The sequence below is a fragment of the Kitasatospora sp. NPDC058032 genome (genome assembly GCF_042885845.1).
Classification (GTDB): Bacteria; Actinomycetota; Actinomycetes; order Streptomycetales; family Streptomycetaceae; genus Kitasatospora.
The window spans coordinates 405,065-428,268 of the sequence record NZ_JBHVRK010000001.1 but is presented as its reverse complement, the minus strand read 5'-3'; the positions used below and the strand labels follow the sequence as shown (position 1 = coordinate 428,268).

23 protein-coding genes and 1 pseudogene are annotated in these 23,204 nt (G+C 73.3%); 10 read left to right on the top strand and 14 right to left on the bottom strand.

The window, feature by feature from the left end; translation table 11 throughout:
• Positions 1–2: 2 nt before the first annotated feature.
• Entirely contained in the window at positions 3–1,160 is a 1,158-nt protein-coding gene (locus ACFVUH_RS01940; protein ID WP_387910526.1) for a FecCD family ABC transporter permease, read from the top strand.
• A pseudogene (locus ACFVUH_RS01935) lies at positions 1,157–1,933 on the top strand (ABC transporter ATP-binding protein); the annotation flags it as partial. The gene ACFVUH_RS01940 and the pseudogene ACFVUH_RS01935, both read left to right, overlap by 4 nt.
• Before the next feature lie 212 nt (positions 1,934–2,145).
• Here the strand turns inward: ACFVUH_RS01935 and ACFVUH_RS01930 are convergent.
• The 4 genes from ACFVUH_RS01930 to ACFVUH_RS01915 form a co-directional block, all read right to left on the bottom strand.
• Positions 2,146–3,168 carry an isocyanide synthase family protein gene (locus ACFVUH_RS01930; protein ID WP_355362790.1) on the bottom strand — a complete coding sequence of 341 codons (1,023 nt, stop codon included), beginning with the start codon at positions 3,166–3,168 and terminating at the stop codon, positions 2,146–2,148.
• A gap of 132 nt (positions 3,169–3,300) precedes the next feature.
• On the bottom strand, positions 3,301–4,662 hold the full coding sequence (locus ACFVUH_RS01925; protein ID WP_387910525.1) for a cytochrome P450: 1,362 nt from the start codon (positions 4,660–4,662) through the stop codon (positions 3,301–3,303).
• Between the two features lie 55 nt (positions 4,663–4,717).
• Positions 4,718–6,202, bottom strand: a complete 1,485-nt coding sequence (locus tag ACFVUH_RS01920) for an MFS transporter (protein ID WP_387910524.1) — start codon at positions 6,200–6,202, stop codon at positions 4,718–4,720.
• 309 nt (positions 6,203–6,511) lie between these two features.
• Complete coding sequence (locus ACFVUH_RS01915) at positions 6,512–7,099, bottom strand: sigma-70 family RNA polymerase sigma factor (protein ID WP_355362796.1); 588 nt, start codon at positions 7,097–7,099, stop codon at positions 6,512–6,514.
• 55 nt (positions 7,100–7,154) lie between these two features.
• Between ACFVUH_RS01915 and ACFVUH_RS01910 the strand changes: the two genes are divergently transcribed.
• Entirely contained in the window at positions 7,155–7,466 is a 312-nt protein-coding gene (locus ACFVUH_RS01910) for a zf-HC2 domain-containing protein (RefSeq protein ID WP_387910522.1), read from the top strand.
• A 403-nt stretch (positions 7,467–7,869) separates the two neighbouring features.
• Here the strand turns inward: ACFVUH_RS01910 and ACFVUH_RS01905 are convergent, their stop codons facing one another.
• Positions 7,870–8,751 carry a hypothetical protein gene (locus ACFVUH_RS01905; RefSeq protein ID WP_387910521.1) on the bottom strand — a complete coding sequence of 294 codons (882 nt, stop codon included), beginning with the start codon at positions 8,749–8,751 and terminating at the stop codon, positions 7,870–7,872.
• 358 nt (positions 8,752–9,109) lie between these two features.
• On the opposite strand from ACFVUH_RS01905, the gene ACFVUH_RS01900 reads away from it, so the two are divergent.
• Complete coding sequence (locus ACFVUH_RS01900) at positions 9,110–10,444, top strand: cytochrome P450 (RefSeq protein ID WP_355362801.1); 1,335 nt, start codon at positions 9,110–9,112, stop codon at positions 10,442–10,444.
• Here ACFVUH_RS01900 and ACFVUH_RS01895 read toward each other — a convergent pair.
• Positions 10,434–11,240, bottom strand: a complete 807-nt coding sequence (locus ACFVUH_RS01895) for an MBL fold metallo-hydrolase (protein WP_387910520.1) — start codon at positions 11,238–11,240, stop codon at positions 10,434–10,436. The genes ACFVUH_RS01900 and ACFVUH_RS01895 overlap by 11 nt on opposite strands.
• A gap of 70 nt (positions 11,241–11,310) precedes the next feature.
• On the opposite strand from ACFVUH_RS01895, the gene ACFVUH_RS01890 reads away from it, so the two are divergent.
• Positions 11,311–12,825: a CoA transferase gene (locus ACFVUH_RS01890; RefSeq protein ID WP_387910519.1), complete on the top strand. Its 1,515-nt coding sequence runs from the start codon at positions 11,311–11,313 to the stop codon at positions 12,823–12,825.
• 53 nt (positions 12,826–12,878) lie between these two features.
• Here the strand turns inward: ACFVUH_RS01890 and ACFVUH_RS01885 are convergent, their stop codons facing one another.
• The gene (locus ACFVUH_RS01885) at positions 12,879–13,478 is read right to left on the bottom strand and encodes an HdeD family acid-resistance protein (protein ID WP_387910518.1); all 600 of its coding nucleotides are present in this window, start codon (positions 13,476–13,478) and stop codon (positions 12,879–12,881) included.
• A 212-nt stretch (positions 13,479–13,690) separates the two neighbouring features.
• On the opposite strand from ACFVUH_RS01885, the gene ACFVUH_RS01880 reads away from it, so the two are divergent.
• The gene (locus ACFVUH_RS01880; protein ID WP_387910517.1) at positions 13,691–15,535 is read left to right on the top strand and encodes an NAD-binding protein; all 1,845 of its coding nucleotides are present in this window, start codon (positions 13,691–13,693) and stop codon (positions 15,533–15,535) included.
• A gap of 174 nt (positions 15,536–15,709) precedes the next feature.
• Here ACFVUH_RS01880 and ACFVUH_RS01875 read toward each other — a convergent pair whose 3' ends face one another.
• From ACFVUH_RS01875 to ACFVUH_RS01850, 6 genes are all read right to left on the bottom strand, one after another.
• The gene (locus tag ACFVUH_RS01875; protein WP_387910515.1) at positions 15,710–16,813 is read right to left on the bottom strand and encodes a GDSL-type esterase/lipase family protein; all 1,104 of its coding nucleotides are present in this window, start codon (positions 16,811–16,813) and stop codon (positions 15,710–15,712) included.
• A 116-nt stretch (positions 16,814–16,929) separates the two neighbouring features.
• Positions 16,930–17,307, bottom strand: a complete 378-nt coding sequence (locus tag ACFVUH_RS01870) for a hypothetical protein (RefSeq protein ID WP_387910513.1) — start codon at positions 17,305–17,307, stop codon at positions 16,930–16,932.
• 48 nt (positions 17,308–17,355) lie between these two features.
• Positions 17,356–18,024 carry a class I SAM-dependent methyltransferase gene (locus ACFVUH_RS01865; RefSeq protein ID WP_387910511.1) on the bottom strand — a complete coding sequence of 223 codons (669 nt, stop codon included), beginning with the start codon at positions 18,022–18,024 and terminating at the stop codon, positions 17,356–17,358.
• A gap of 181 nt (positions 18,025–18,205) precedes the next feature.
• Positions 18,206–18,625, bottom strand: coding sequence for a GNAT family N-acetyltransferase (locus tag ACFVUH_RS01860; RefSeq protein ID WP_387910764.1), 420 nt, complete (start codon positions 18,623–18,625; stop codon positions 18,206–18,208).
• Positions 18,626–18,773: 148 nt separating this feature from the next.
• Complete coding sequence (locus tag ACFVUH_RS01855; protein WP_387910509.1) at positions 18,774–19,037, bottom strand: GNAT family N-acetyltransferase; 264 nt, start codon at positions 19,035–19,037, stop codon at positions 18,774–18,776.
• 154 nt (positions 19,038–19,191) lie between these two features.
• Positions 19,192–19,731, bottom strand: coding sequence for a flavoprotein (locus ACFVUH_RS01850; protein WP_387910507.1), 540 nt, complete (start codon positions 19,729–19,731; stop codon positions 19,192–19,194).
• 84 nt (positions 19,732–19,815) lie between these two features.
• On the opposite strand from ACFVUH_RS01850, the gene ACFVUH_RS01845 reads away from it, so the two are divergent.
• From ACFVUH_RS01845 to ACFVUH_RS01830, 4 genes are all read left to right on the top strand, one after another.
• Positions 19,816–21,000: a helix-turn-helix domain-containing protein gene (locus ACFVUH_RS01845; protein ID WP_387910505.1), complete on the top strand. Its 1,185-nt coding sequence runs from the start codon at positions 19,816–19,818 to the stop codon at positions 20,998–21,000.
• Between the two features lie 183 nt (positions 21,001–21,183).
• Positions 21,184–21,654, top strand: a complete 471-nt coding sequence (locus ACFVUH_RS01840) for an ATP-binding protein (RefSeq protein ID WP_387910762.1) — start codon at positions 21,184–21,186, stop codon at positions 21,652–21,654.
• 54 nt (positions 21,655–21,708) lie between these two features.
• Entirely contained in the window at positions 21,709–22,080 is a 372-nt protein-coding gene (locus ACFVUH_RS01835; RefSeq protein ID WP_387910503.1) for a hypothetical protein, read from the top strand.
• Positions 22,081–22,182: 102 nt separating this feature from the next.
• Positions 22,183–22,335 carry a hypothetical protein gene (locus ACFVUH_RS01830; RefSeq protein WP_387789872.1) on the top strand — a complete coding sequence of 51 codons (153 nt, stop codon included), beginning with the start codon at positions 22,183–22,185 and terminating at the stop codon, positions 22,333–22,335.
• A 75-nt stretch (positions 22,336–22,410) separates the two neighbouring features.
• Here the strand turns inward: ACFVUH_RS01830 and ACFVUH_RS01825 are convergent, their stop codons facing one another.
• Positions 22,411–23,190: an enoyl-CoA hydratase gene (locus ACFVUH_RS01825; RefSeq protein WP_355362831.1), complete on the bottom strand. Its 780-nt coding sequence runs from the start codon at positions 23,188–23,190 to the stop codon at positions 22,411–22,413.
• Positions 23,191–23,204: the final 14 nt, after the last annotated feature.

Here is a 23,204-nt window from a genome sequence, read left to right as displayed (position 1 = left end):
CGATGGCCAGGGCCACCAGCACCGCCACGGCCGCCACGGCCGCCACGGCCGCCACGGAGCCGTCGGCCGAGGACGCCACCGGGGCGGCCGTCGGCACCGCCTTACGGCGCAAGCGCGTGCGGGCGCTGCGTGCCGGACCGCTCGCCGCCGTGCTCACCGCCGCCCTGGTCGTCGCGCTCACCGCCGCCGTCTCGCTCGGCGCGGTGGACATCCCGCCCGGCGAGGTGTGGAGGGTGGTCGGCCGCCGGATCACCGGGCAGCACCCGGCGCCCGGCACCCGGGACCTCATCATCTGGCAACTGCGCGTGCCACGTGCCCTGCTGGCGGCCGTGGTCGGGGCCGGGCTGGGCGTGGTCGGCACCGCCGTCCAGGCCCTGGTCCGCAATCCGCTCGCCGACCCGTTCCTGCTCGGCATCTCCTCCGGCGCCTCGCTCGGCGCGGTCGGCGTGATCGTGCTCGGCAGCGGCCTCGGCCTGTCGCTGACCATCGGCGGCATCGCCGGGATCACCGTCTCCGTGGCCGCCTTCCTCGGCGCGCTCGCCGCGTTCTCGCTGGTCTGGGTGCTGGCCCGGCGCGGCGGAGGATTCTCCCCCTTACGCCTGGTGCTGGCCGGCATCGGCATCGGCCAGTTCCTCACCGGCCTCACCAGCTACCTCGTGCTGCAGACCGGCGACGAGCAGCAGACCCGGGGCGTGCTGTTCTGGCTGATGGGCAGCCTGAGCGGCGCCACCTGGGGCCAACTCGCCGTCCCCGCCGCCGCCGTGGTCCTCGGCACGGTCCTGCTCCAGGGCCGCGCCCGGGGGCTGAACGCCATGCTGATGGGCGACGAGACGGCCGCCGGCCTCGGCATCGACGTCGCCCGGCTGCGCCGCGAGATCTTCGCCGTCACCAGCGTGCTCACCGGGGTGCTGGTCGCCGTCTCCGGGGCGATCGGCTTCGTCGGGCTGATGGTCCCGCACGTGTGCCGGATGCTGGTCGGCGGCGACCACCGCCGGCTGCTGCCGCTGTCCGCCCTCACCGGCGCGGTCCTGCTGGTGGTCGTCGACCTGCTCGCCCGCACCGCGCTGGACGGCCAGGAGGTGCCGATCGGCGTGGTGACCGCCCTGCTCGGCGCGCCCACCCTGCTCTACCTGCTGGACCGACGACTGGAGCGGAATTGAGAATCGCCGTCGAAGACGTGAGCGTCGCCCTCGCCGGGCGGACGGTGGTGGCCGGGGTCCACCTGGTCGCCAAGGAGGGCGAGATCGCCGGCCTGGTCGGTCCCAACGGCAGCGGCAAGTCCAGCCTGCTGCGCACCGTGTACCGGCATCTGCGGCCGAGCGCGGGGCGGGTGCTGCTGGCCGGGCGGGAGCTGTCCGAGCTGAGCCCGGCGCAGTCCGCCCGGCACATCGGGGCGCTGCCCCAGGAGCGCGGCGGGGACTTCGAGTTGACCGTCCGCGAGGTCGTCGCGATGGGCCGCACCCCGTACAAGCGGGCCTTCGCCAAGGACGACGCCGAGGACCACCGGCTGGTCGGCGAGGCGCTGGAGCGGGTCGGCATGGCACACGCGCCGGACCGCCGGTTCGCCCAGCTCTCCGGCGGCGAGCGTCAACGCGTGCTGCTGGCCAGGGCGTTGGCCCAGCAGCCGGACGTCCTGGTGCTGGACGAGCCGACCAACCACCTGGACGTCCGGCACCAGGTGGAGCTGCTCGCGCTGCTGCGCGAACAGCGCCGCACCACGCTGGTCGCGCTGCACGACCTCAACGCGGCCGCCTCGGTGTGCGACCGGCTGCACGTGCTGCACCGCGGCACCCTGGTCGCCTCGGGCGAGCCGCGCGAGGTGCTGACCCCGGAACTGCTCGCCGAGGTGTTCGGCGTCCGAGCGGCGGTGGTCGAACACCCGCTCACGGGTGACCCGTTGATCGCGTTCGACCACCGCACGCCGGCCGGCGCACCGGTCCCGGGGCTGCCGGGACCGGGCGCTCGGGGTTCAGCGGCGGCCCCGGGACGTGACGTGCCGGCCGTGGACGTACCCGGCGTGGAGCTGCCGGGCGTGGACGGATCGGCCGTGGACGCCCCGGGGGAGGGTGCGCCGCTGTCCGGGGCGGGCGCCGTCCGGGGGTCCTCCGGACTCCCGGTCACCGCCGCCCCGGCCTCCGTGGAACGTCAGGAGGTCTCGTAGTGGCTGGGGCGGCCGTTGCGCTCGACCAGGCGGCCGACCCCGGCGGCCTGCTCGCTGCGCAGCAGCTCCCATCCGCCGTCCTGGCGGTGCAGCACCGAGGAGTGCCACGGCGTCATCCACATGTCCGCGTGCTCCAGCAGCCGGATGCCGAACTTCAGCACGCCGACCTTCTGCGGGTGGATGGAGAGCCGGAACGAGCGGGGGTGCTGCTCGGCGATGAGGTCGCCCCAGGCGCGGCTGCGCTGGATGACGCCGTAGGCGCGCTGACGGCAGTCCTTCTGCAGGGCGGACTTGGTGCCGGTCCAGCCGAAGGTGTCCTCGGTGAGGAAGCGGGTGATGCCACGATAGAGCTTGGCGGTCTCCTCGTCGGTCAGCACCTGCTCGCGCAGCTCCTCCTTGGTGGGCGCGTACTGGGCGTGCACCCGGGCGCGCTTCTCGTCGAAGGGCAGGTCGCCGAGGACGGCCCGCAGGTCGAAGGTGTCGAGGTGGGACAGGCCCTCGCGCTCGATCAGCGCCGACAACTCGTCGGAGTACTGGTCGATGTGGTCGTCGGGCACGTGGATGAGGTCGCCGAAGATGTGGCCGTCGGAGCAGATCAGGATCTTGGCGCCGGGCTCGTAGAGCTTGCCGATCTCCTGGGCGAGGCCGTTGAGGAAGGTGAGCGAGAGTCGCTCGCCCTCGTCGGGCAGGTGGCCGAGCACCTTGGCGAGGTTGGGGGATTTGCAGGGGAACCCGGGGAGGGTGAACAGGATCGGGTCCCCGGCCGTGATGAAGTCGGCCAGCTGCTCCATCTGGAGCGGGAATTCGGCGGGCGTGGCAGCGACCTCGGGATCGGAGGCGCGGCGGTGCGGGAGCAGCAGGTCGAGGATCTCGGCGGACAGCCGGGCCACGGTCTGCTGGTCGGGGACGGTGTACCCGGTGGTGGTCTGCACGGTGGTCACGTTGCTCTCGTTGCTGTCGGCCTGGGAGTTGCTGGAGTCAGTGGCGACGGTGCCGGCGCGCGGCATGGTGGTCCTCCATGGAACGGTGAACGGGCTTCGGGCAGGCGGAGCCACGCCCCGGCGGCGTACGCCGGGACGCTGTGGTGGATGCAGGGAGATGCGTGGGTGCCCCTTCGCGGGTGCTCGGATCCGCGGTGCTCAGATCCGCCGGTCGTAGGCGACCGGGAGCCGGTTGACGCCACGGGCCAGCACCGCGGGCACCCAGGCGAGCGCGTCGATGCGCTCGTCGTCGGCCACGGACGGGCGCAGCCCGGGCAGCCGGGTGAGCAGGGTGGCGATGGCGATCTGCAGCTCGGCCCGGGCCAGGGCGGCGCCGGGGCAGAAATGGATGCCGTGGCCGAAGGCGAGGTGGGCGTTGGGGGAGCGGTCGAAGTTCAGGACGTCGGTGTCCGTGAACTGTGCTTCGTCGCGGTTGGCGGCGCCGAGCGAGACGATCACCGAGTCGCCGGCCGGGACGGTGGTGCCGTGCAGGTCGCTGTCCTCGGCGAAGAAGCGCCAGGTGGTGAGCTCGAACGCGCCGTCGTAGCGCAGCAGTTCCTCGATCGCCCGGGGGAGCAGGCCCGCTTCCTCGCCGGCCGTGGCGGGGTCGAGGCTGCTGCGCAGTCGGTCGAGCTGCTCCGGGTGGCGCAGCAGGGTGATCAGCATGGTGGTGATCTGGTTGGTGACCGGCTCCTGGCCGGCGACCAGCAGCTGGAACACCATCGAGTCGAGCTCCTCGGGGCTCAACTCGCCGGTGTCGCACGCGGTGACGAGCCGGCCGAGCAGGTCCACGTCGGGCCCGGCGGGGTCGTAGGTGGCGCGCTTGTGCGCGACCACGTCGGCGATGTAGGTCTGCAGGCCGCGCAGCCGGCCCTCGTACGCCGGTCGGCCCGGGTCCTGCGGGCCGACCGGTTGCACCACCTTGCCCCAGTCGCGGTCGAACTTGACCGCCAACTCCTGCGGAAGGCCGATCACTTCGGCCAGCACCCGGAAGGGGTAGTGGGCCGCGAAGCCGTCCACCAGGTCGGTTCCGCCGGCCGGCGCGGTCGGTGGAAGCCGGTCGATCAGAGTGTCGGCGAGCTCCTGGATGCGCGGGCGCAGCGCCTCCACCCGGCGCGGTGAGAAGGCGTCCAGGACGAGCTTGCGCATCGTGGTGTGCTTCGGCGGGTCCTGGTGCAGCAGGTGCACCTGGAGCTGCGAGTGCTGCGGTTCGGGCATGATCGAGGCCAGCCGGCGCCAGTCCTCGTTGCCGAGCTCGTGGTTCTTGCCGAGCCGGGGGTCGTTGAGCGCCTCGTGCGCGGCCTTGTAGCCGGTGACCAGCCAGGCGCCGACGCCGCTGGGGAAGGTCACCCGGTGGACCGGGCCGGCGGCCCGCATCTGCCGGTAGAGGGGATAGGGGTCGCTCTTGTACTCCGGGCCGAACAGCGATACGGGGTCGGGGAGTTCGTCGTATCCGAACGGGCAGCGGGGCCCGTCGGGCGCCTCGCCCGCCGCGGTCGGGTCGTGGACGGTGTCGGTCATTGCGAATGTTCCTCCGGTGTGGATCTGTGGTGTGCAGGCCGGCCTTGACGGCGCGTCAGGTCCGGCTGCCGATCGTCCGGTCGTTCTCGGTGGTGCTCGTGGTGCTCGTGCTGCTCGTGGTGCCGTCGGTGGTCTCGGTGTGGTCGGTGGTCTTGGTGCGCTTGTCGGCGGTGCGGTGGTGCAGGGTCAGCAGGGCCACGGCGATGGTGGCGGCGAGTCCGGCGAGGGTGAGGCCGGCCCGCACACCGGCGATCTCGGTGGCGCCGTACAGGGTGGCGGCGGTGCCCAGCGCGGGGCCGAGCGCGAAGCCGAGGCTGCGGGAGAGCTGGACGGCCGAGCCGGCGGTGGCGAGCTGGTCCGGCGGGGCCGAGGTCATCACCAGGGCCTGGACCGGGCCGCCGTTGAGGCCCATGCCGACGCCGGCCACGGCGAGGCGCCAGGCGATGTCGGGGGAGGACCAGTCCGTGTCCACCGGGACGAGCAGCAGTAGGCCGAGGGCGGTCACGGCGGCGCCGGTCAGCGCCGTCGGGCGGGCGCCCCAGCGGTCCGCGAGCCGCCCGCCGAAGCGGCCGGCCACCACCATGCCGAGCGGGAACGCCAGCATGGTGAGCGCGGTGGCGGTGGCGCTCTCGCCGTCCTCCCGGCGCAGGTACTGGGCGAGCAGGAAGTGGTTGGCGGCGAAGCCGGCGGCGAGCGCCAGCACCGAGCCGTTCACGGCGGCGGTGCCGGAGGCGCGCATCACGGTGGCGACCGGGCGCCCGCCGGGGCGGCGCAGCCAGAACAGCACCAGTGGGACGGCGGGCAGGGCGAGCAGCAGCCAGAGCGGGGCGTCGGGGGCGAGGGTGAGGCCGAGCAGCACGGCGGCGATCGCCGAGCCGATCAGCGCGGCGTCGCCGAGCGAGCCGCGGTCGGGCAGCCGCAGCCGTCCGCCGCCGCGCGGGGCGTCGCGGCGGGCGATCAGCCAGGCGGCCAGGCAGATCGGCAGCTTGACCAGGAAGATCGCCCGCCAGCCGACGTGGTCCAGCAGCAGGCCGCCGATCACCGGGCCGAGCACGGCGCCGAGCGGGCCCAGGGTGGCGGGCACGCTCATCGCCCGTCCGCGCAGCTCCGGGCGGACGGCGGTGGCGGCGAGGACCGGCATGAGGACGAACAGCACGGCGCCGAAGGCGCCTTGGGCGAGGCGGGCGGCGATCAGCCAGCTCGCCCAGGGGGCGGCGGCGGCCAGCGCGCTGCAGAGCGCGAAGCAGCCCACGGACAGCAGGAGGGCGGCGCGCAGGCCGACCTGGTCCAGCCACCGCCCGGCGGGCAGCAGCAGGGCGACCAGGGGGAGCTGGTAGCCGAGCACGGCCCACTGGGCGGTGGTGGGGGAGACGTCGAGGGCGTTCGCGATGTCCGTCAGCGCGAGGTTGACGACGTTCATGTCGAGCATCGCGACGAAGGAGATCAGGCCTGCGGCGAAGACCAGGCTCCACCGGTCCACCGCCGCCCCGGCCGGGCCGTCACCCGGTGCGCTGGTGGCGGGCGACTGCTGCGTTGCCATGGGTCATCCTCCGTTCCCCCGTGCTGTCCGGACACCACCTCGGCGGCGGCGTCCGGTACATCAGTCGGAGGTATCCGGGCCCGAGTTCCGAACAGGTGGGGGATTTTTGCGGCTTGGCCGGATCATGACGACCGTGGCCGATGTTGCCCGCCCGTCCGGAGGGGACTCCGGGGAGCCCGGCGGGCGGGCCGGCGGCCGGCGGACGACTGACAGCTGACGGATTTCAGATGACAGATAACAGCTGACAGACATTGAAATCTGTCAGCTGTTATCTGTCAGTCGTCAGTTGTCAGCCGGACCGGCGCCGCCTCAGCCGACGGCCGCCAGTTCGGCCGGCGGGGCCGGGGTCGGCTCCCCGGCCTCGGCCGCCCGCAGCCGGGCTATCAGCTCCTCCCGCGCCCGGGCCACCCGGGAGCGGACGGTGCCGACCGGGCAGCCGGCCACCTCGGCGGCCTCGGCGTAACTCAGACCGACGACCTGGGTGAGCACGAAGGCCTCGCGCCGCTGGGCGGGCACCCGGTCCAGCAGGTCGCCGAGCGCCACGCCGTCCTCGAAGCCCGCGGTGGGCGCGATGCCCTGCCGCTCGGCGGCCTCCTGCCAGTCCGGCAGCGCGGCGCAGCGCGGCCGGGCGGCGGCGGTGCGGTAGCGGTCGATGACGGTGCGCCGGGCGATGGACAGCAGCCAGGTGCGGGCGGAGGAGCGTCCGGCGAACCCGGGCAGGCTGCGCAGGGCCCGCAGGAACGTCTCCTGGGCGAGGTCGTCGGCGGACTGCACATCGGTGAGGTGGGCGACGAAGCGCCACACGTCCCGCTGGGTGGCCCGGACGAAGGCCTCGACGTCGGCGGACCGACCCTCGCGGGCGGCCAGCGCGAGCGCGGTCAGCTGCTCGTCATCCACGACGGCCCCCCACCCGGTCGGTCCCACCTGGGAGGAGGTACGGGACGATGGTCATATGAGATGCGCGCAACTCCGTACCGCTCTGTCCGCCCGCCTCGACGGCGAACCGGCCGGTGTGCCGGACCGCCGGCTGGACAAGCACGTCGCGCGGTGCGCGGCCTGCCGGGAGTGGCTGGAGCGGGCGGAGCGACTGCGCGGGCCGCGGCTCGCGGACACGGCCGACGGGCCGTCCGCGGACTGGACGGCGAAGCTCCTCGCGCGCCTCGGCGCGCAGGGTCCGGGCGTGGCCGGCGGCCCCGGAGGGGTCGATGACGGTGGAGCCGGAGAGGGCCGCCCCGGGCAGGGGGACGGCGGACGGACGCGGTAGGACGGTGGCGCCGGGCAGGGCCGGTGCGCCGTCGAAGTCAGGCATGAAGGGATCCTGAGGAGAAGACGGGGTGCGGTGCCGTTGCGGACGGCACCGTCGGCGTCGGTGGGCGGCCGCGCGGCCTCGACCCCGGCCGGCGGAGCGGCGGGGAGGGTCGGCGCACGCGGGCCCGGGCCCCGGCGGCAGCGGCCTCCGTCGGTACCGGCGGCTTCCCGGACCCCGGCGCACCGGCCGTCCACGCCGGACCACGGCCGCCCCGGGGGAGGGACGGCGGCAGTGGCGCGCGGTCGGTCGGCGGTCGTCCGGGGACGGGCGGCGGTACCCGGCGGCGCGGCTGCGGCGCGGGGCGACCTGCCCACCGCGCGGCGGACACCGGCGGTGTCCGGGAACGGCGGCGGGCGCGTCAGCGGGCGAACGCGGTTGAGGGAGGTCCGCGGCGGACCAGGGCGTGCGAGAGCAGCACCGACCGCGCCCGCCGGGCCCGGTGGCCGTCGGGTCTGGGCGAGTCCGGCGGCCGGTAGCCGGCCGGGCGGGTGAACAGGACGAGCAGCGGCGCCAGCAGCGCCCCCGCCAGCACCGAGCCCAGCGCGCCGAGCAGGTCGAACAGCCGCACCAGCGCGGTCTCGCCGCGCCAGAGCAACAGCGCGCAGGCCAGCGCGGCGAGCACGTGGGCGGTGACCATGCCGGGCGACATGCCGTGCGCGGCCATGTCGTGGCCGCCCATGCCGCCCATCCCGCCCATCCCGCTCATACCGTGGCCGGTCATCCCGGACACGGCCGCAGACCCGGAACCGGACCCCGGCAGCGGCACACCGGCGGTGGAGGACGCGAGGTCCGTGGCCGCCGCCGCGCCGTGCGTGTGGGCGACGGCCACGGCGCCGGACGGCGGGACGTCCGGATCCAGCCCGGCCATCAGCGCCAGGTCGTCCGAGGACAGCCCGGTCGGCGTCGTGTCCGGATTGCACAGCAGCAGCGAGGCCCAGTCCGTCGGCTGCGCGCCGGCGAACCCGCCTCCCCCGAACAGCGAGCCCGCCTGTTCGAACGTCAGGTGCAGCGCCGTCTGCGCGGCCACCATCCAGCAGCTGATCACCGCGAGCCCACGCCGTCGGCCGGCCAGCAGCCAGGTGAGGCCGAGGGTCAGACCGAACGCGCCTGTCAGGACCGGGAGCGAGACCCCGGAACCGGCCATGGCGACGTGCGCCGTGGCGGCCAGCGCCACGCAGAGCGCGGCGAAGACCACGGCGCGCAGCGAGCGGATCCGGTCGGTCATCACGATGACACTCATCGTCGCACCCGCCTCCGTCGACCTGTACCGCGCCCTCCGGTATTGGCCGGTTCCGCCCCCGTCCGGGCATGTCCGGCCGCCTCGGGCCCGGCCCGTCGGGGCAAGCCGTTCGGGCACCCGCACTGTCGGGGGCCGGTGGGGGCGCTGGTGGGGGCGGTGACGCTGCGGTGGCCGGATCCCGGCGGTGCGCGAGCGGCCGGCGTGACGGCGTGTGCCGGACTGGTCCCGGAAGATGCTCTTCATGCCGTCATATCGGTTTGACACGTCCGTGCTGATACGTACTGAATGTGACGCCACGAATGTGACGTCGCACACACGGGCACCGAGGGCGACCACCGACGGCGACAGGAGACCCGGCATGGACACCACCGCACCCGAGACCGACACCGGTCCCGCCGCACCGGCGGTCCCGGCCGCCCCCGTCACCCTGCCCGGCCCCGCCGCTCCGCCCACCCCCGTCGACCTCCCCGACCTTCCAGACCTCCCTGACCTCGCCGACCCGGCGTTCTGGCGGCTGCCCGACCGCGCCCGCGCCGCCGCCTTCGCCGAGCTGCGCCGCCTGCCCGCCCCGGCCCGCTTCGGCGCCGCCCCGGGCTTCCACGCCCTCGTCCGGCACGCCGACGTCGTCGAGGCCAGCCGCAACCCCGCCGTCTTCCTCAGCGGACCCGGCGTCACCACCCCCGAACCGGCCCGCTGGGTCCGCCTCCTCTTCGGCGACTCGATGGTGAACCTGGACGACCCCCGGCACGCCCAGCTGCGCCGCATCGTCTCCCGGGCCTTCACCCCGCGCCTGATCTCGCGCGTCGAGGACGACATCAGGCTGGTCGCCGCCGAGCTGGTCGACCGGGTCGAACGCGAGCGCCCCGCGGACTTCGTCAACGCCGTGGCCGCCGAACTCCCCTTCCGGGTGATCTGCAACATGATGGGCATCCCGGAGGAGCCCCGCCGCGCCATCCTCGACCAGGTCGACCACGCCTCCGAGCACACCGGCGTCGACCGCCCGCTGCGCCAGCGGATCCGGATGCCGGGACGCGGGCTGCGGGCCCTGGCCCGGATGCAGGGCATGGTCGCCGACCTCGGCCGCGAACGCCGCCGCCGACCCACCGACGACCTGATCTCCGCCCTGGTCACCGCCGACGTCGACGGCCGCCGCCTCACCGGCCGCGAACTCGGCGCCTTCTTCTCCCTGCTGCTCGTCGCCGGTGTCGAGACCACCCGCAACGCCCTCGCGCACGGCCTGCACCTGCTCACCGTCCACCCCGAGCAGCGCGCCCTGCTCCTCGGCGACCTCGACGGGCACCTCGGCGGCGCGGTGGACGAGATCGTCCGCCACGCCACGCCGATCATCCAATTCCGCCGCACCCTGGCCGTCGACCACCGGCTCGGCGGCCCCGACGGTCCGCTGCTGCGGGCGGGCGAGAAGGTGGTGCTCTACTACGGCTCCGCCAACCGCGACGAGACCGTCTTCAGCGACCCCGAGGCCTTCGACATCACCCGCGCTCCCAACCCCCACCTCGGCTTCGGCGGCGGCGGGCCGCACTACTGCCTCGGCGCGCACCTCGCCCGGCAGGAGATGAAGGTGCTCTACCGGGAGTTGTTCACCCGGCTCCCCGAGGTGCGCTCGGTCGGCGAGCCGGAGTTCGTCCCGTCCAGCTTCGACCACCGGATCCGCGCGCTCTGCTTCACCTTCTGAACGTCCCGAGCGAGCCCCGGTCCACCCCGCTCCACCCCGCTCCACCCCGCTCCGCCCCGGTCCACTCCGGCTCGGTCGGTTCCCCCGGCTCCCAGACCGCGTGGTCGTGCGCGAACAGCACCCGGCGCGGGCCGGACGCCGTCAGCCGGTCCAGCCAGGCCGGATACCCGGGCAGCGGCGCGCCGACCACCCCCTCCCGGGCCGCCCGCCGCGCCAGCACCGCCGAGCCGTAGCCGGACGCCGTGTCGAACGCCTGCCCGGCCAGCACGGTGCAGCCGTCCGGCCCGGTGACCACCAGTGACTGGTGACCGGGGGTGTGACCGGGCGTCGGCACCACCCGCACGCCCGGCCACACCTCCGCCTCGCCGTCCAGCTCCCGGTGGCGGACGCCCGGGAAGTCCACCAGCGCGTCGATCGTGTACCCGCCCGCCCGGGCCGCCGCCAGCTCCGCCGCCTGCGTCCACACCGGCACGCCGGCCAGCAGCGGATTGCCGCCGCAGTGGTCGAAGTGCAGATGGCAGTTGACGACCACGTCCACCTCGCCCGCTGCCACACCCGCCGCCGCCAGTGCCGCCGTCAGCGGCCGCCGCACCGGGCGGTAGCGCGCGTCCGCCTCCGGATCGCCCTCGCCGAGGCCGGTGTCGAACAGCAGCAGCCCCTCCGGCCGGCGCACCAGGTACGCCAGCACCGGCTCCACCCGGGGCTCCGGACCGCCCGCCTCCTCGGCCGGGCGGACGAAGTAGCCGAGGTCGAGCCGCCGGATCGACGGCGTTCGATCGGAGGGGAGCCTGGCCACGCGGGTCCTCCTGAGGGGTGCGGTGGCGGACATCACTGCGCCTACCCACCATGCGGAGCACAATGCGCACATGACCGACCGTCCGCTCCCCGCACCGACCGGCCCCGACGACGTGCTGTCCTCCGCCACCGATTCGCCCACCGCCGGCGGCCCCGGCGTCGACATTCCCGGCGTCGACATTCCCGGCGTCGGCAACCCTGCCGTCGACGGCCCCACCGCCGACGCCTGGCGCGCCCTCGACGGGCCGAGCGCGCTGCTGGAGCGGGTCTCCTTCCACGGCCCCGACGCGGTGCTGCCCTCCCGGCTGCCCGTGCGGCGGCTGGCCCGGGCCACCGTGGCCGCCTGCTCGCTGGCCGCCGCCGAACTCGCCGCACTGCGCTCCGCCGGCCCCGGCCCCGGCCCTGGCCCCGGACTCGTGCCGCAGGTGCGGATCGACCAGGGCGCGGTCGCCACCGCCTTCGTCAGCGAACGCCACCTGCGGATCGACGGCCGCGCCCCGGTCTCCTTCGCGCCGCTGTCCGGCTTCTGGCCGACGGCCGACGGCTGGCTGCGCACCCACGCCAACTACCCCCACCACCGCGAGCGGCTGCTCACCGCCCTCGGCCTGCCCGAGGGCACCGGCCCCGACCGGCTCGCCGCTGTGCTGCGCGAACTCCCGGCCGCGGCCGTCCAGGAGCGCGCGTACGCGGCGGGGGCGCTCGCCGTCGCGGTCGCGCCGGTCAGGGACACCACGCTCCCGCTGGTCGAGGTCCACGCCGTCGACGACACCGCGCCCCGGCCGTTGGGCCCCGCCCCCGTCGACCGGCCCGCCGCCGGGATCCGCGTCCTCGACCTCACCCGGGTGATCGCCGGACCGGTCGCCACCCGCACCCTCGCCCTGCTCGGCGCCGACGTGCTGCGCATCGACGCGCCGCAGCTGCCCGAGGCCGAGGACGCCCACGCCGACACCGGGTTCGGCAAGCGCTCCGCCCGCCTCGACCTCGCCGAGCGCGCCGACCGGGAGGCCTTCGAGGACCTGCTCGCCACCGCCGACGTCGTCGTCACCGCCTACCGCCCCGGCGCGCTGGACGCGTACGGCCTGGCGCCCGACTCCCTGTCCGCCCGCCGCCCCGGCCTGGTCGTCGCCCAGCTGAACGCCTGGGGCTGGACCGGCCCGTGGGCCGGACGACGCGGCTTCGACAGCCTGGTCCAGGCCGGCTGCGGCATCGCCGCCACCGAGGCCGGCGCCGACGGCCGCCCCGGCGCCCTGCCCGCCCAGGCCCTCGACCACGGCACCGGCTACCTCGTCGCGGCCGGCGTGCTGCGCGCTCTCACCGACCAGCGCACCGTCTGGCCGGGCGGACGCCACCTGCGCTACTCGCTCGCCGGCACGGCCTCCTGGCTGCTGCACGGCATCGCGCCCACCGCCGACCCGCACCGGCCGCCCAACGCCGAGCCCTACGACCCCGCCCGGTGGCTCACCGAGACCGACACGTCGTACGGCCGGCTCCGGCACGCGCTGCCGCCCATCGGCTACGCGGGCGCCCCGGCGGACTGGGAGCGCCCGCCGGGGCGCTGGGGCACGGACGAGCCGCTCTGGCGCTGAGAGCCGTAGCCGTAGCCGTGGCCGCAGCCCCGGCCGACGCCGCGCCGACGCGTTCAGACGCCGGAGGGGATCTGCCTCGCGGTTCTGCGCATCTGGAAGGCCGTCGCGATCTCGATCAGCCCCAGGATCACCAGCCAGCAGCCGGCCAGCACGGTCAGCGCGGTGATCGAACCGGCCGGGAAGACCATCAGCAGCACACCGGCCAGCGTGTTCGCCCCGCCCGCGAACGCCTGCCAGCCGCGGGCCGGCATGGTCGGGTCCGAGGCGGCGGCGGCGAGCTGGGTGATGCCGCGGAACAGCCAGCCGATGCCGATCCAGATCGCGAGCAGCAGCACCGACTGCGCCGCGCTGCGGAAGCACAGCAGGCCGAGCAGCACACAGATCGCCCCGCTGATGAACGCCAGCACCCGCATCGCGGTGGTGGCGTGCGTACCGAACGAGGCGACCAGCTGCACGATGCCGATGACCAGCAGGTAGAGGCCGAACAGCACGCCGACCACCAGCAGCGTCTCCTCCGGCCAGACGAACACGACGATCCCGAGGCCGAGCGAGACGAGTCCGGCGACCAGCAGGACCTGCCAGGCGGCCTTGGCCAGCAGTCCGAGCGGGCCCTGCACGGGGTCGCCGTCGGGGGTGATGATCGGGGAGACCACGGTGGCGTCCTCCAGGGGAGCTTGCAGCGGAGCGGGCGCCCGGGCGTGCGAGCGGGCACCCTCGGCGCTCGGGCGGGCGGGTGCTCCTCACGATCGCCGCACACGCCCCGTCCCGCGCGCCGGATACACCCGTTCGGGCGATCCGACAGGTTCTCCCCGGAGTTGCCGGAACGCCATCTGCGCCACATCCGACATCGATAAGATCCGTCGATGTGACTTCTGAAGGGTGGGGGACCCCTCCGGTCGAGCCGATCAGCCAGCACTACATCGTCTGCGGCGGCAACGCGCTCGCCCACCGCCTGGCACTCGAACTCGTCGAGCACTACGAAGTACCGGTCGTCGTCCTCGTTCCGGACCGCGCCCGCGACCACGCGCCCCGGATCGAACAGCTGGAGGGCGTCGCCGCCGTCGTCGAGTACAGCAGCGTCACCGAGGAGGCGCTGCGCGCCGTCCGGGTGGAGACCGCGCGCGGCATCGCCTTCGTCGACGGCGACGACCAGGGGAACATCCACGCCGCCCTCTCCGCACAGGGACACAATCCCGGCATCCGCATCGTCCTGCGCATGTTCAACCAGCGGCTCGGCGCCAACATCCAACGCCTGCTCAGGAACGGCACCGCGCTGTCGGGCTCCGCCACCGCCGCCCCCGCCTTCGCCGACGCCGCCCTGTCGCGCCCCAACTCCGTCCAGGTCGGCGACCGCTTCCTGCACATCGCCTACGACGACGACATCACGTCCGACCGGCTCTGCGTCGTCGCCGACCGGATCGACCCCCAGGACCTCGACCGCATCCGGCTGCTGCCCGACCAGGGCGGCGACTCCGCCTCCTTCGTCCGGCTGGCCAGCGAGTTCGGCGACGACGGGCCGATCCGCTCCGGCACCGAGGCCCGCCGCGCCGCCGGCTCGGGCGGGCAGGGCGGCCCGGGCGGTCTGGGCGGCCCGGGCGGTCTGGACGGCCCGGGCGGCGGCATCGCCGCCCTGCAGACCCTCCCCGTCGAACCCGCCGTACGGATCGCCTGGTGGCGGCGGTTGCGCTGGCGGGTGCTCGACACCCTGCGCTTCTTCACCAGTGCCCGGCTGCGCCTGGTGCTGATCACCGCCCTGGTCGCGGTGCTGCTCGCCTTCGCCCTGCTCTGGCACCTCAACGGCAACTTCGCCTGGACGCTCTACGCCTCGCTGCTCGACCTCGCCGGCGCCGCCCAGCCGGACCAGCCCGGCTCCCCCGACGGGACCGGCGGCGCCTGGCAGCGGGTCGCCCAGGTGATGATCACCTTCTGCGGCATCACCTTCGCGCCGGTCGCCACCGCCATCGCGGTCGAGGTGCTCGCCTCCGGCCGCCGCGGCCAGCCCCGCAACCCGGGCGCCGGCACCCGCGACCACGTCGTCGTGGTCGGCCTCGGCAACGTCGGCACCCGGGTGGTCAGCCAACTGCACGGCCTCGGCGTGCCGGTGGTCGGCCTGGAGAGCGACCCGCAGGCACGCGGCATCTCCGCCGTCCGCGCGCTCGGCGTCCCGGTGGTGGTCGACGACGGCCCGCTCGCCGAACAGCTGCGCCGGGCCCGGCTCAAGCACAGCCGCGCGGTGGTCGCGGTCAGCGGCGACGACGCCACCAACCTGGAGGCGGCCCTGGAGGCGCGCGCCGAACGGCCCGACGTCCGGGTGGTGCTGCGGCTCTTCGACGACAGCTTCGCGAGCCATGTGTACGCGACCCTGGACAACGTCGCCTCGCGCTCCACCTCCTACCTCGCCGCCCCGGCCTTCGCCGCCGCGCTGATGGGCCGCGAGGTGCTCGGCACGCTCTCGGTGTTCCGGCACGTGCTGCTGATCGCCGAGCTGTCCGCCGAACTCGGCAGCGGCCTGATCGGCCTCAACCGCCACGACCTGGAGGACCCGGGCGGCGTCCGCGTCCTCGCCGTCCGACTGGCCCGCAACCCGCAGCTCTACCAGTGGCGCTACGCCGACCGCACCCGCGCCCTGGAGCCCGGCGACCGGGTGGTGGTCGCCGCCACCCGCAGCGGCCTGGCCCGCCTGAACACCGCGCTGACGGCCGACGGCTGAGCCAGGGGCCTCCCCGGCGCGGCGCGTGAACGTACCACGGAGAGTCTCATTCCGCTTGCGAATGGACGGAAGCGGATCGTCGGGGGCCCCGCCGTCGCCCTCGGCCGCCGCGACCTCGGCCGACCGCACGAACCCGGCCGACCTGGCCGACCTGACCACCCCGCCCGCGCGTGATCAGGCGAACGGACCCGCCTGCGTGAACGCGATCCCGGCGAACCGTTCGGCGATGCGGCGGTGGCCGGCGCTGTTGGGGTGAAGGCCGTCCGGGAGGTCGGGGATGTCGCCCTCGCCGAACAGGTCACGGCCGTCGAGGTGGTGCAGGTTCGGATCGTGCACCCGGCGAGCGCTCACGATGCGGGCCAGCTCCTCGCGTACGACGTCGAGCGTCAGCGCCCCGGCCGGGACGTCGGCGGGCGCGCCGAGCGCGGTGAAGCGTCCGTCGGCGGCGATGGTGACCGGGCCGGGGGTGCCCTCGACCGGAGGGCAGATCACCGGGGAGACCACCAGCAGGGGGGTATCGGGGTGCCCCTCGCGGATCGTGTCGAGGAAGCCGTGCACCGCCGGCCCGAAGGAACGCCGTCGGAACGAGGCGCCGGTCACGACGTTGAGACCCAGCTTGAGGCTGATGAGGTCGACCGGCGCGTCCCGGATCGCACACGCCACGAACGGGTCGAGCCGGGCGTTACCGGCCAGCGAGAGGTTGACGAGTTCCACCCCGCCGAGACCCGCGGCGATCACCGGCCAGGTGTCGAAAGGCGAGTCGGCCTCCGGGAAGTGGCTGACGGAGCTGCCGTGGTGCAGCCAGCTGCGCCGACCGGTCGCCGACGGCGGCCCGACCGCGGCATCGGCCCACAGACCGACCACCTCGGTACGGGACTGCTGCGGCAACCACAGCTCGATCGCCTTCTCGCCCGGTGGCAGCTGATCGAACGTCACGCGGCAGCTCGGGCCCGGGATCGTCCTGCTGCGCCCGACCGACACCTGCGACACCTTGCCCGCGAGCAGCGGTGCCCTGCGCAACCGGACCCCGTCGACCACCAGCTCCAGGGCCCCGGGCGCGGAGTGTCCGGCACTGCCGTCGTACTGGGTGACGGTCGTGAGCGCCTCGACCTCCAGCACCGTCGCGCTCGTCACGAACGCCAGCCGGACCCCCGAGGACAGCGTGGCGATCCGCTGGACGGAGTCGTCCGGGAACTGCGCCCGCGTCCACAGGGGCAGCCGCCACGGCAGCACACCGGCCTCGGTCCGCTCCAGATCCAGCGCTCCGCGGAACCTCACCGGACCGTCGATCAGTGGGATCTCACGCAGTTCGCCAGTCACGTCACGCCCGCCCGTTCCGCTGCTTCGTCAACGACCGAAGCAGCGTATCCCGCCGCGCAAGTGCTTTTCCGCGCTCACCGGATGACGACACCGCCTCCCGTCGCAGCCGCCCGCCCGGCGACCTCCTCGATGATCGCCAACCGCTCCGAGACCGCGGTCCCGGGCTCCTGGTTCGACATCACGGGGCCGGTGCCCGCGACGACCCTCTCCAGGTTGTCGCGCAGCATCAGGCACTCGCGCAGGAACGCGGGGACCTGCTCGGGCTCGACCCACAGGTCCCGCTCGGCCAGGACCGGAAGGAACCCGGCCCCCAGCGAGCGGACGACCTCCGCGCCCCACACTCGAGTACGCCAACTCTCGGGGCCCGCACCGTTGAAGTATCCGTCCGGAACGTCCTGCACCTGCCTCTCACCATCCGCACCGACGACGAAGACATGTACCGACAAGCTCATGAGCGCAGTGGATCACGCGCCCGACGGCACGGTCCAAGGAATTCGGCGTCAGCCCCTCGGAGTCCTTCCCGTCACGATCAGCGTCCCGATGTGCCCCTCGGTCGGGGCGTCGAGCACCGAAGCCTCCACCGACTCGAACCCGCTCCGCCGGAGCAGGCCGAGCCACCCGCGGGGCGTGTAGGAGTAGCGGTACGTGTACAGCGCCCTCCCGGCGAAGCCACCCTTGTACATGCCCTGCGGACCGTAGGCGCCGGGAATCGCGGGGGGTTGCGAGAACGCGAGGACGCCGCCGGGGCTCAGACGGGAGGCGACGAGGGGGAGCAGCTTCAGCGGGTCCGTGAACCAGACCGCCCCGAACACCGAGTAGACCGCGTCCCAGGTCTCGTCGGTGCCGCGCAGGTAGTCCAGCACCTCCGCACAGTGGACCCGGACGCCGGAAGACCCCCAGCGCTCGGAGGCCCTCCCGACCATGACGGGCGAGAGATCAACACCCGTGACCTCCACACCCCGCCCGGCCAGCGCGGCCATCGCCCGCCCGGTGCCGCACCCGATCTCCAAGGCACTGTCCGGCGACCCGAGCAACTCCGCCCCGGGCCCGTGGCCGGCGTACTGCGTCCAGCGGAACACCGGCCCGGCCTCGAACACCTCGTCCTTGATCCCGGCCGCGTACGTGTCCCAGAGTTCGCGCTCCGATTCGATGTCGTGCTGTGCGGGCAACGGATCTCCTCTGTGTTGTCACTGGTGAGGGGCCGGCGGCAGCGGCCTGGTTCGGGACCGGGGCCACGAGGTCCACCGGGTGCTCCAGCGGCTCGACACCGCACTGTCCGTAGCCGATCCGCCGATGTCGGCCTGGTCGATCAGCAGGAGGACGGGTGATCCGCCGGCGGTCCGCAGGCTCTCATCGGAGCGTGCGGACCATGACGGCGAAGCGGGGCGAGTCCGGGAAGGGCTGCCGGAAGCCGACCTGGCTGTAGCCCCAGGACTCGTACAGGCTCTGCACCTTGGGGTGGTCGGGGTCGACGAGGAGTACGGCCAGGCCCTCGGGCCGATTGTCGATCAACGCGGTCTGGAGTTGGGCGGACAGTCCCTTCCCGCGCCAGGCCGGGCGGATCATCAGCTCGGAGAAGCCGAAGGTGGTGCACCGCTCCGGAGGGTTGACGATGTGCTCGCGCCACCACTCCCGGCCGGCGGTCAGCGGTGCCCCGTAGGCGAAGCCGACCGGTTCGGAGCCGTCGTACGCGACCACGCAGGTGAAGCCGTTCAGGCTCGTCCAGTGGTCGACGAACCACGGAAAGCGCTGTACGAACTCATCCTCCACCAACTCCGCCGCTTAGGCGTCCGCGTGGACGTTCAGGAGCAGTTGGCGGAAGCCCTCGGGCAGCGAGTCCTTCTGGTAGTGACGCAGTTCGACCACATTGACCTCGTCATGGTGTCGCTCTCCGGAACATTCGTCAGAGCCAGGATCATCACCTCGTGTGGAGCCGCGCCCTCCCAAGGAATCGCGGCTCCGAATCGCCGATAGCCCATGAACGGTAGGCCGCCTGCGCTGCGGTCGCCTCCGGTCGGCCGTTCAACATCACCCGTGCATTGTCGAGCCCTTCGACGAGCGCCCGGTGCACGCGAGTTGCGATGCCCTGGCGGCGCCATTGCGGCTGCACTGCCAGTTCGAAGAGGCCGAACGTCCGCCGCCCGTCCTCCAGCGTCAGCTCCTCCGGTCCGGGATCGATCAAGGTGCTCCACCAGTCTTCAGCTGACGCTCCAACTCCGCGGTCTGTTGACCGTTGAGGAGCCGAACCGCCACCGCCGGCTTGTTCTCGGTCATGGGGGGTTCCACTTTTCTTGCGGTGTTTCCGCTGCGGCAGGCCTACCCGATTCGTGTGGGCCTCACCTCGAACGTAGGACCGGGCGGAGCAGGTCGAGGACGTGGGTCCAGCTGTACCGGTCGCGCGCTCCTCCGGACTTGGGTGGGTGGGGAACGGCGTTGCCGATCAGGACGTTCATGGAACGGAGTCGGGCCAGGCTCTCCGCGTACGCCGGGTGGGCGGCGAGGGCGGAGTTGACGTAGGGCTGTACGGCTACCGGGACGCCCTGGCCGTAGGCCTCGCAAAGGATCGCCAGTGCGAGTGTGTCGGCGATGCCCTGGGCCCACTTGTTGATGGTGTTGAACGTGGCGGAGACGACGGCGATGGCGTCGGCCGGCGGCAGTGGCCGGGGAGCTCCGGGTGTGCGCCAGGCGGAGCGGATCGGGTAGCCGGTCTGTGTTGCGACGGCCGTCCGATCGAGCAGTCCGAGTGCGTTGGGCGTGGCGATCACCCCGACCTCCCAGCCATCGGCCTGAGCTGCCGCGATCAGCTCGCCGACCCCGTCGGCGACCCCCGAGGCGCAGACGACGACGTAGAGGAACGGCTTACGGTGTGCGGCCAAGCCACGACTCCCTTGCAGAGGACACGTCCCGCCCACTTCGGCGAGGTATCGTCCGCACTGGTTGCTACGAACGGAGTTACCAGTATGCCCAGGCACGTCTCCGAGCACATCGGCGAACGCATCGCCCACTACCGCAAGCTTCGCCGGCTGACCCAGCGCGAGCTCGCTTCCCGTGCCCACATCTCCTACAGCATGCTGACCAAGGTCGAGCAGGGCGCCAAGCCGGCAACGCCCGCGGTGATCACCGCGGTTGCCCGGGCGTTGTTCGTGCAGACCGCAGACCTCACCGGCCAGCCGTACCTGACCGAGCTTCGTCAGGACGAGCTCGACATTCTGATCCAACCGATTCGCGAAGCCCTCGACCTCTACGACCTCGGTGCCGATCCCGATGTCGCACCCCGCACGGTCGACGAACTGCTGACTAATGCCGATCAGTTGTGCGCCTTGATTCGCGAGACTCGCATCAAGGAAGCCGCCCGGGAACTGCCCGGCCTGATCGCCGAGGTCACCACGGCTGCGCACGTGGCACCGTCGGAGAAGGCCTGGCAGGTGCTGGCGAGTACCTATCGCACGGCCTACGACATCACGACGAAGCTGGGCTACAGCGACCTCTGCGTCGTAGCCCTGGACCGGATGGCCTGGGCCGCCGAGCGCGCGTCCGACCCGGTTCTCGCCGGAATCCGTCAGTACCTGCGTTCGATCGTCTATCTCCGCTCCGGCCAGTTCGACTTGGGGAAGCGGCTTGTCGGAGTCGGCATGGCCACCCTCGATCAGGCAGACGCGGGCCGGGTCCGGGATGTGGCGGTGGGGCAACTCCACCTTGGCGCAGCCATGCTGGCGGCCCGCTCCGGGGACGGCGATACGGCGGCCGGGCACATTTCGGAGGCCGTTCGGATCTCGGAGCGGACGGGCGAGGCCGTCCGGGTGAACTGGCTCTCGTTCGGTCCGACAAACGTGATCGTGCACCAGGTCGCGACACTCTCCGAGCAGTACAAGTACGCGGAGGCCGTTCGAGTCGCCGATCGGCTTCGGATCCCGGAGGACTGGCCGGCTTCGCGGGCGGCTGCGCACATCGCGGAGGTTGCGCGCGCACAGCTGTGGATCGGCCGGTCGGAAGCGTCATTGAGGTCGCTCCAGCGCGCCCGCGAACTCGCCCCCCAGCAGATGCGCTACCACCCGATGGTGCGCGAAACGATCACCGGCCTCGTCTCGGCGCACCGGTCCACGCCGGGCACGCTCAGCAGCATGGCTCACTGGGTCGGAATCTGATAACCACTCAATGGAGTTGGACTATCACTGAGGAGTGACAGTCTGTGCCTTCTCCAGTGGCGATGCTCTCTGCAAGGAGCCTTCCGAGCCATGGAGAAAGCGTCGATGAACCTCGCTTCGAAGATCGTCAGAGTCGATGCCGGTCTCCGACGGCACACCACAGAGGTGGCCGCGGTGACCGAGATGCAGCCCTGCCCGCAAGCCCCGTCCGCGGCGCCGAGGGCGACCTGGACGGTCGACCGCGCGCCCGCTGCCGTCCCCGGTCTGCGGGCCGACGCCGACGGCGTCCTCCGCGCGTGGGGATACGACCCGGACGGCGACCAGTCGTTCGCGGCGCTCCTCGTGCTGACGGAGCTGGTGACGAACGCTGCCCGCCACGGTCGCCCCCGCCTTGGGCTGATCGACGTCGACATGTGGCTCGACGGCGACCGGGTCGTCCTCACGGTCACGGACAGCAGCAGCGCCGACCCGGTGATGCGTGCCGTCGGCGCCTGTGACGAGTCCGGACGTGGCCTTCGGCTGATCGCCGTCTACGCCGAGGCGAGCGGCTACGAGTCCCACCGCACCGGCAAACGGGTGTGGGCCGTGATCGGCCCGCACCTCGCCTACGACGCCCCGACCGGCTTCCTGGACGCCGCACAGATTGTGGTCTGATCCCGCGCCTTCTCCCCTGCTACCACTGACACCTCACCGAGGACGCGACAACCCTTGATCAGCAACGCAGTCACCGACTCGCACGCTCAGATCATCGTGCAGGCCGGGACGATCGCCGGAGGCATCACCCTGCCCGCACCGCCGCCCCCGCCGGTGCCGCGGCTGCTTCCCCGTCGGAGGCCGCTGGCGGATCGGGTCGAGGCGCGGGCTCGCCTTTCCGCGCTCCTCTCCGCCGAGGAACCTCTGCCCGTCCTCATCACCGGGCCCGAGGGGATGGGCAAGACCGCCTTGGCCGTCGACCTCCTCCACGGCCAGAACACCCCCGGCCCGCACCTCTACGCCGACCTCGGTGGCAGCAGCGCGTCCGGCCCTACGAGGCCGGACGCGATCATCGCTCGCTGGCCGCGAGCGCGGGCGCACCGGTGACGCGATCACGCTGCTCCGCCACGCCGCTGCCCTCTACGAGCACCACAGCCCCGCCGACCACGCCAAGGTTGCCGCCGTCCTCCGCGACCTCCGGAGCCGAGCGTGACCACCCCGCCGGACGACGGCTCCGACGACGGCGACCGTTCCCCGCCCGACACTGACCGCGAGCGGGTCTGGGCGGCCTACGGGGTGTCGGCGGCAGCGCTCCTGCACCTCGTCACCACCGCCGTGCTGCTCCTCAGCCGCTCGCGTTGACAGAAGGGGCATAGCCGGGAAGGCCCCTTCGTCCTCCAGCGGTCCGGGACGAAGGGGCCTTCCGGGCAAGCCGGGTCAGCGGTGGTTGAAGACCGCCGGGCGCTTCTCGGCGAAGGCCGCCATGCCCTCCTTCTGGTCGGCGGTGGCGAAGGCGGCGTGGAAGAGACGGCGCTCGAAGCGGACGCCCTCGGCGAGGGTGGTCTCGAAGGCGCGGTTGACGCTCTCCTTCATCATGATCGCCGCCGAGGTGGACATCTCGGCGACCTTCTCCGCGGTGGCGAGGGCCTCGGCGAGCAGGTCGTCGGCGGGGACGATGCGGGAGACCAGGCCGGCGCGCTCGGCCTCCTCGGCGCCCATCATCCGGCCGGTCAGGCACAGTTCCATCGCCTTCGCCTTGCCGACCGCCCGGGTGAGGCGCTGCGAGCCGCCGATGCCCGGGATGACGCCGAGCTTGATCTCCGGCTGGCCGAACCTCGCGGTGTCCGCGGCGATCAGGATGTCGCAGAGCATCGCCAGCTCGCAGCCGCCGCCCAGCGCGAAGCCGGCCACCGCCGCGACGATCGGCTTGCGCAGCTCGCCGAGGCGGTCCCACGGGCGCAGCCAGTCGTCCAGGTAGACGTCCGGGAACCGGTTGTCCTGCATCTCCTTGATGTCGGCGCCCGCCGCGAAGGCCTTCGCCGAGCCGGTGATCACCAGACAGCCGATCTCCGGGTCCCGGTCGAACGCGGTGGCCGCGGCCACGACCTCGTTCATCAGCCGGGTGTTGAGCGCGTTGAGCGCCTCCGGCCGGTTGAGGGTGATCAGGCCGACCCGGCCCTTGCGGTCCACCAGGATCGTCTCGTAGGTCTCGGTCATCGCCGTTGACTCCC

Coding starts and splice junctions, on each gene's coding strand:
- ACFVUH_RS01940 (WP_387910526.1), top strand. CDS start 3: ATGGCCAGGGCCACCAGCACCGCCACGGCCGCCACGGCCGCCACGGCC.
- ACFVUH_RS01930 (WP_355362790.1), bottom strand. CDS start 3,168: ATGCCGCGCGCCGGCACCGTCGCCACTGACTCCAGCAACTCCCAGGCC.
- ACFVUH_RS01925 (WP_387910525.1), bottom strand. CDS start 4,662: ATGACCGACACCGTCCACGACCCGACCGCGGCGGGCGAGGCGCCCGAC.
- ACFVUH_RS01920 (WP_387910524.1), bottom strand. CDS start 6,202: ATGGCAACGCAGCAGTCGCCCGCCACCAGCGCACCGGGTGACGGCCCG.
- ACFVUH_RS01910 (WP_387910522.1), top strand. CDS start 7,155: ATGAGATGCGCGCAACTCCGTACCGCTCTGTCCGCCCGCCTCGACGGC.
- ACFVUH_RS01905 (WP_387910521.1), bottom strand. CDS start 8,751: ATGAGTGTCATCGTGATGACCGACCGGATCCGCTCGCTGCGCGCCGTG.
- ACFVUH_RS01900 (WP_355362801.1), top strand. CDS start 9,110: ATGGACACCACCGCACCCGAGACCGACACCGGTCCCGCCGCACCGGCG.
- ACFVUH_RS01890 (WP_387910519.1), top strand. CDS start 11,311: ATGACCGACCGTCCGCTCCCCGCACCGACCGGCCCCGACGACGTGCTG.
- ACFVUH_RS01870 (WP_387910513.1), bottom strand. CDS start 17,307: ATGAGCTTGTCGGTACATGTCTTCGTCGTCGGTGCGGATGGTGAGAGG.
- ACFVUH_RS01845 (WP_387910505.1), top strand. CDS start 19,816: ATGCCCAGGCACGTCTCCGAGCACATCGGCGAACGCATCGCCCACTAC.
- ACFVUH_RS01840 (WP_387910762.1), top strand. CDS start 21,184: ATGCAGCCCTGCCCGCAAGCCCCGTCCGCGGCGCCGAGGGCGACCTGG.
- ACFVUH_RS01825 (WP_355362831.1), bottom strand. CDS start 23,190: ATGACCGAGACCTACGAGACGATCCTGGTGGACCGCAAGGGCCGGGTC.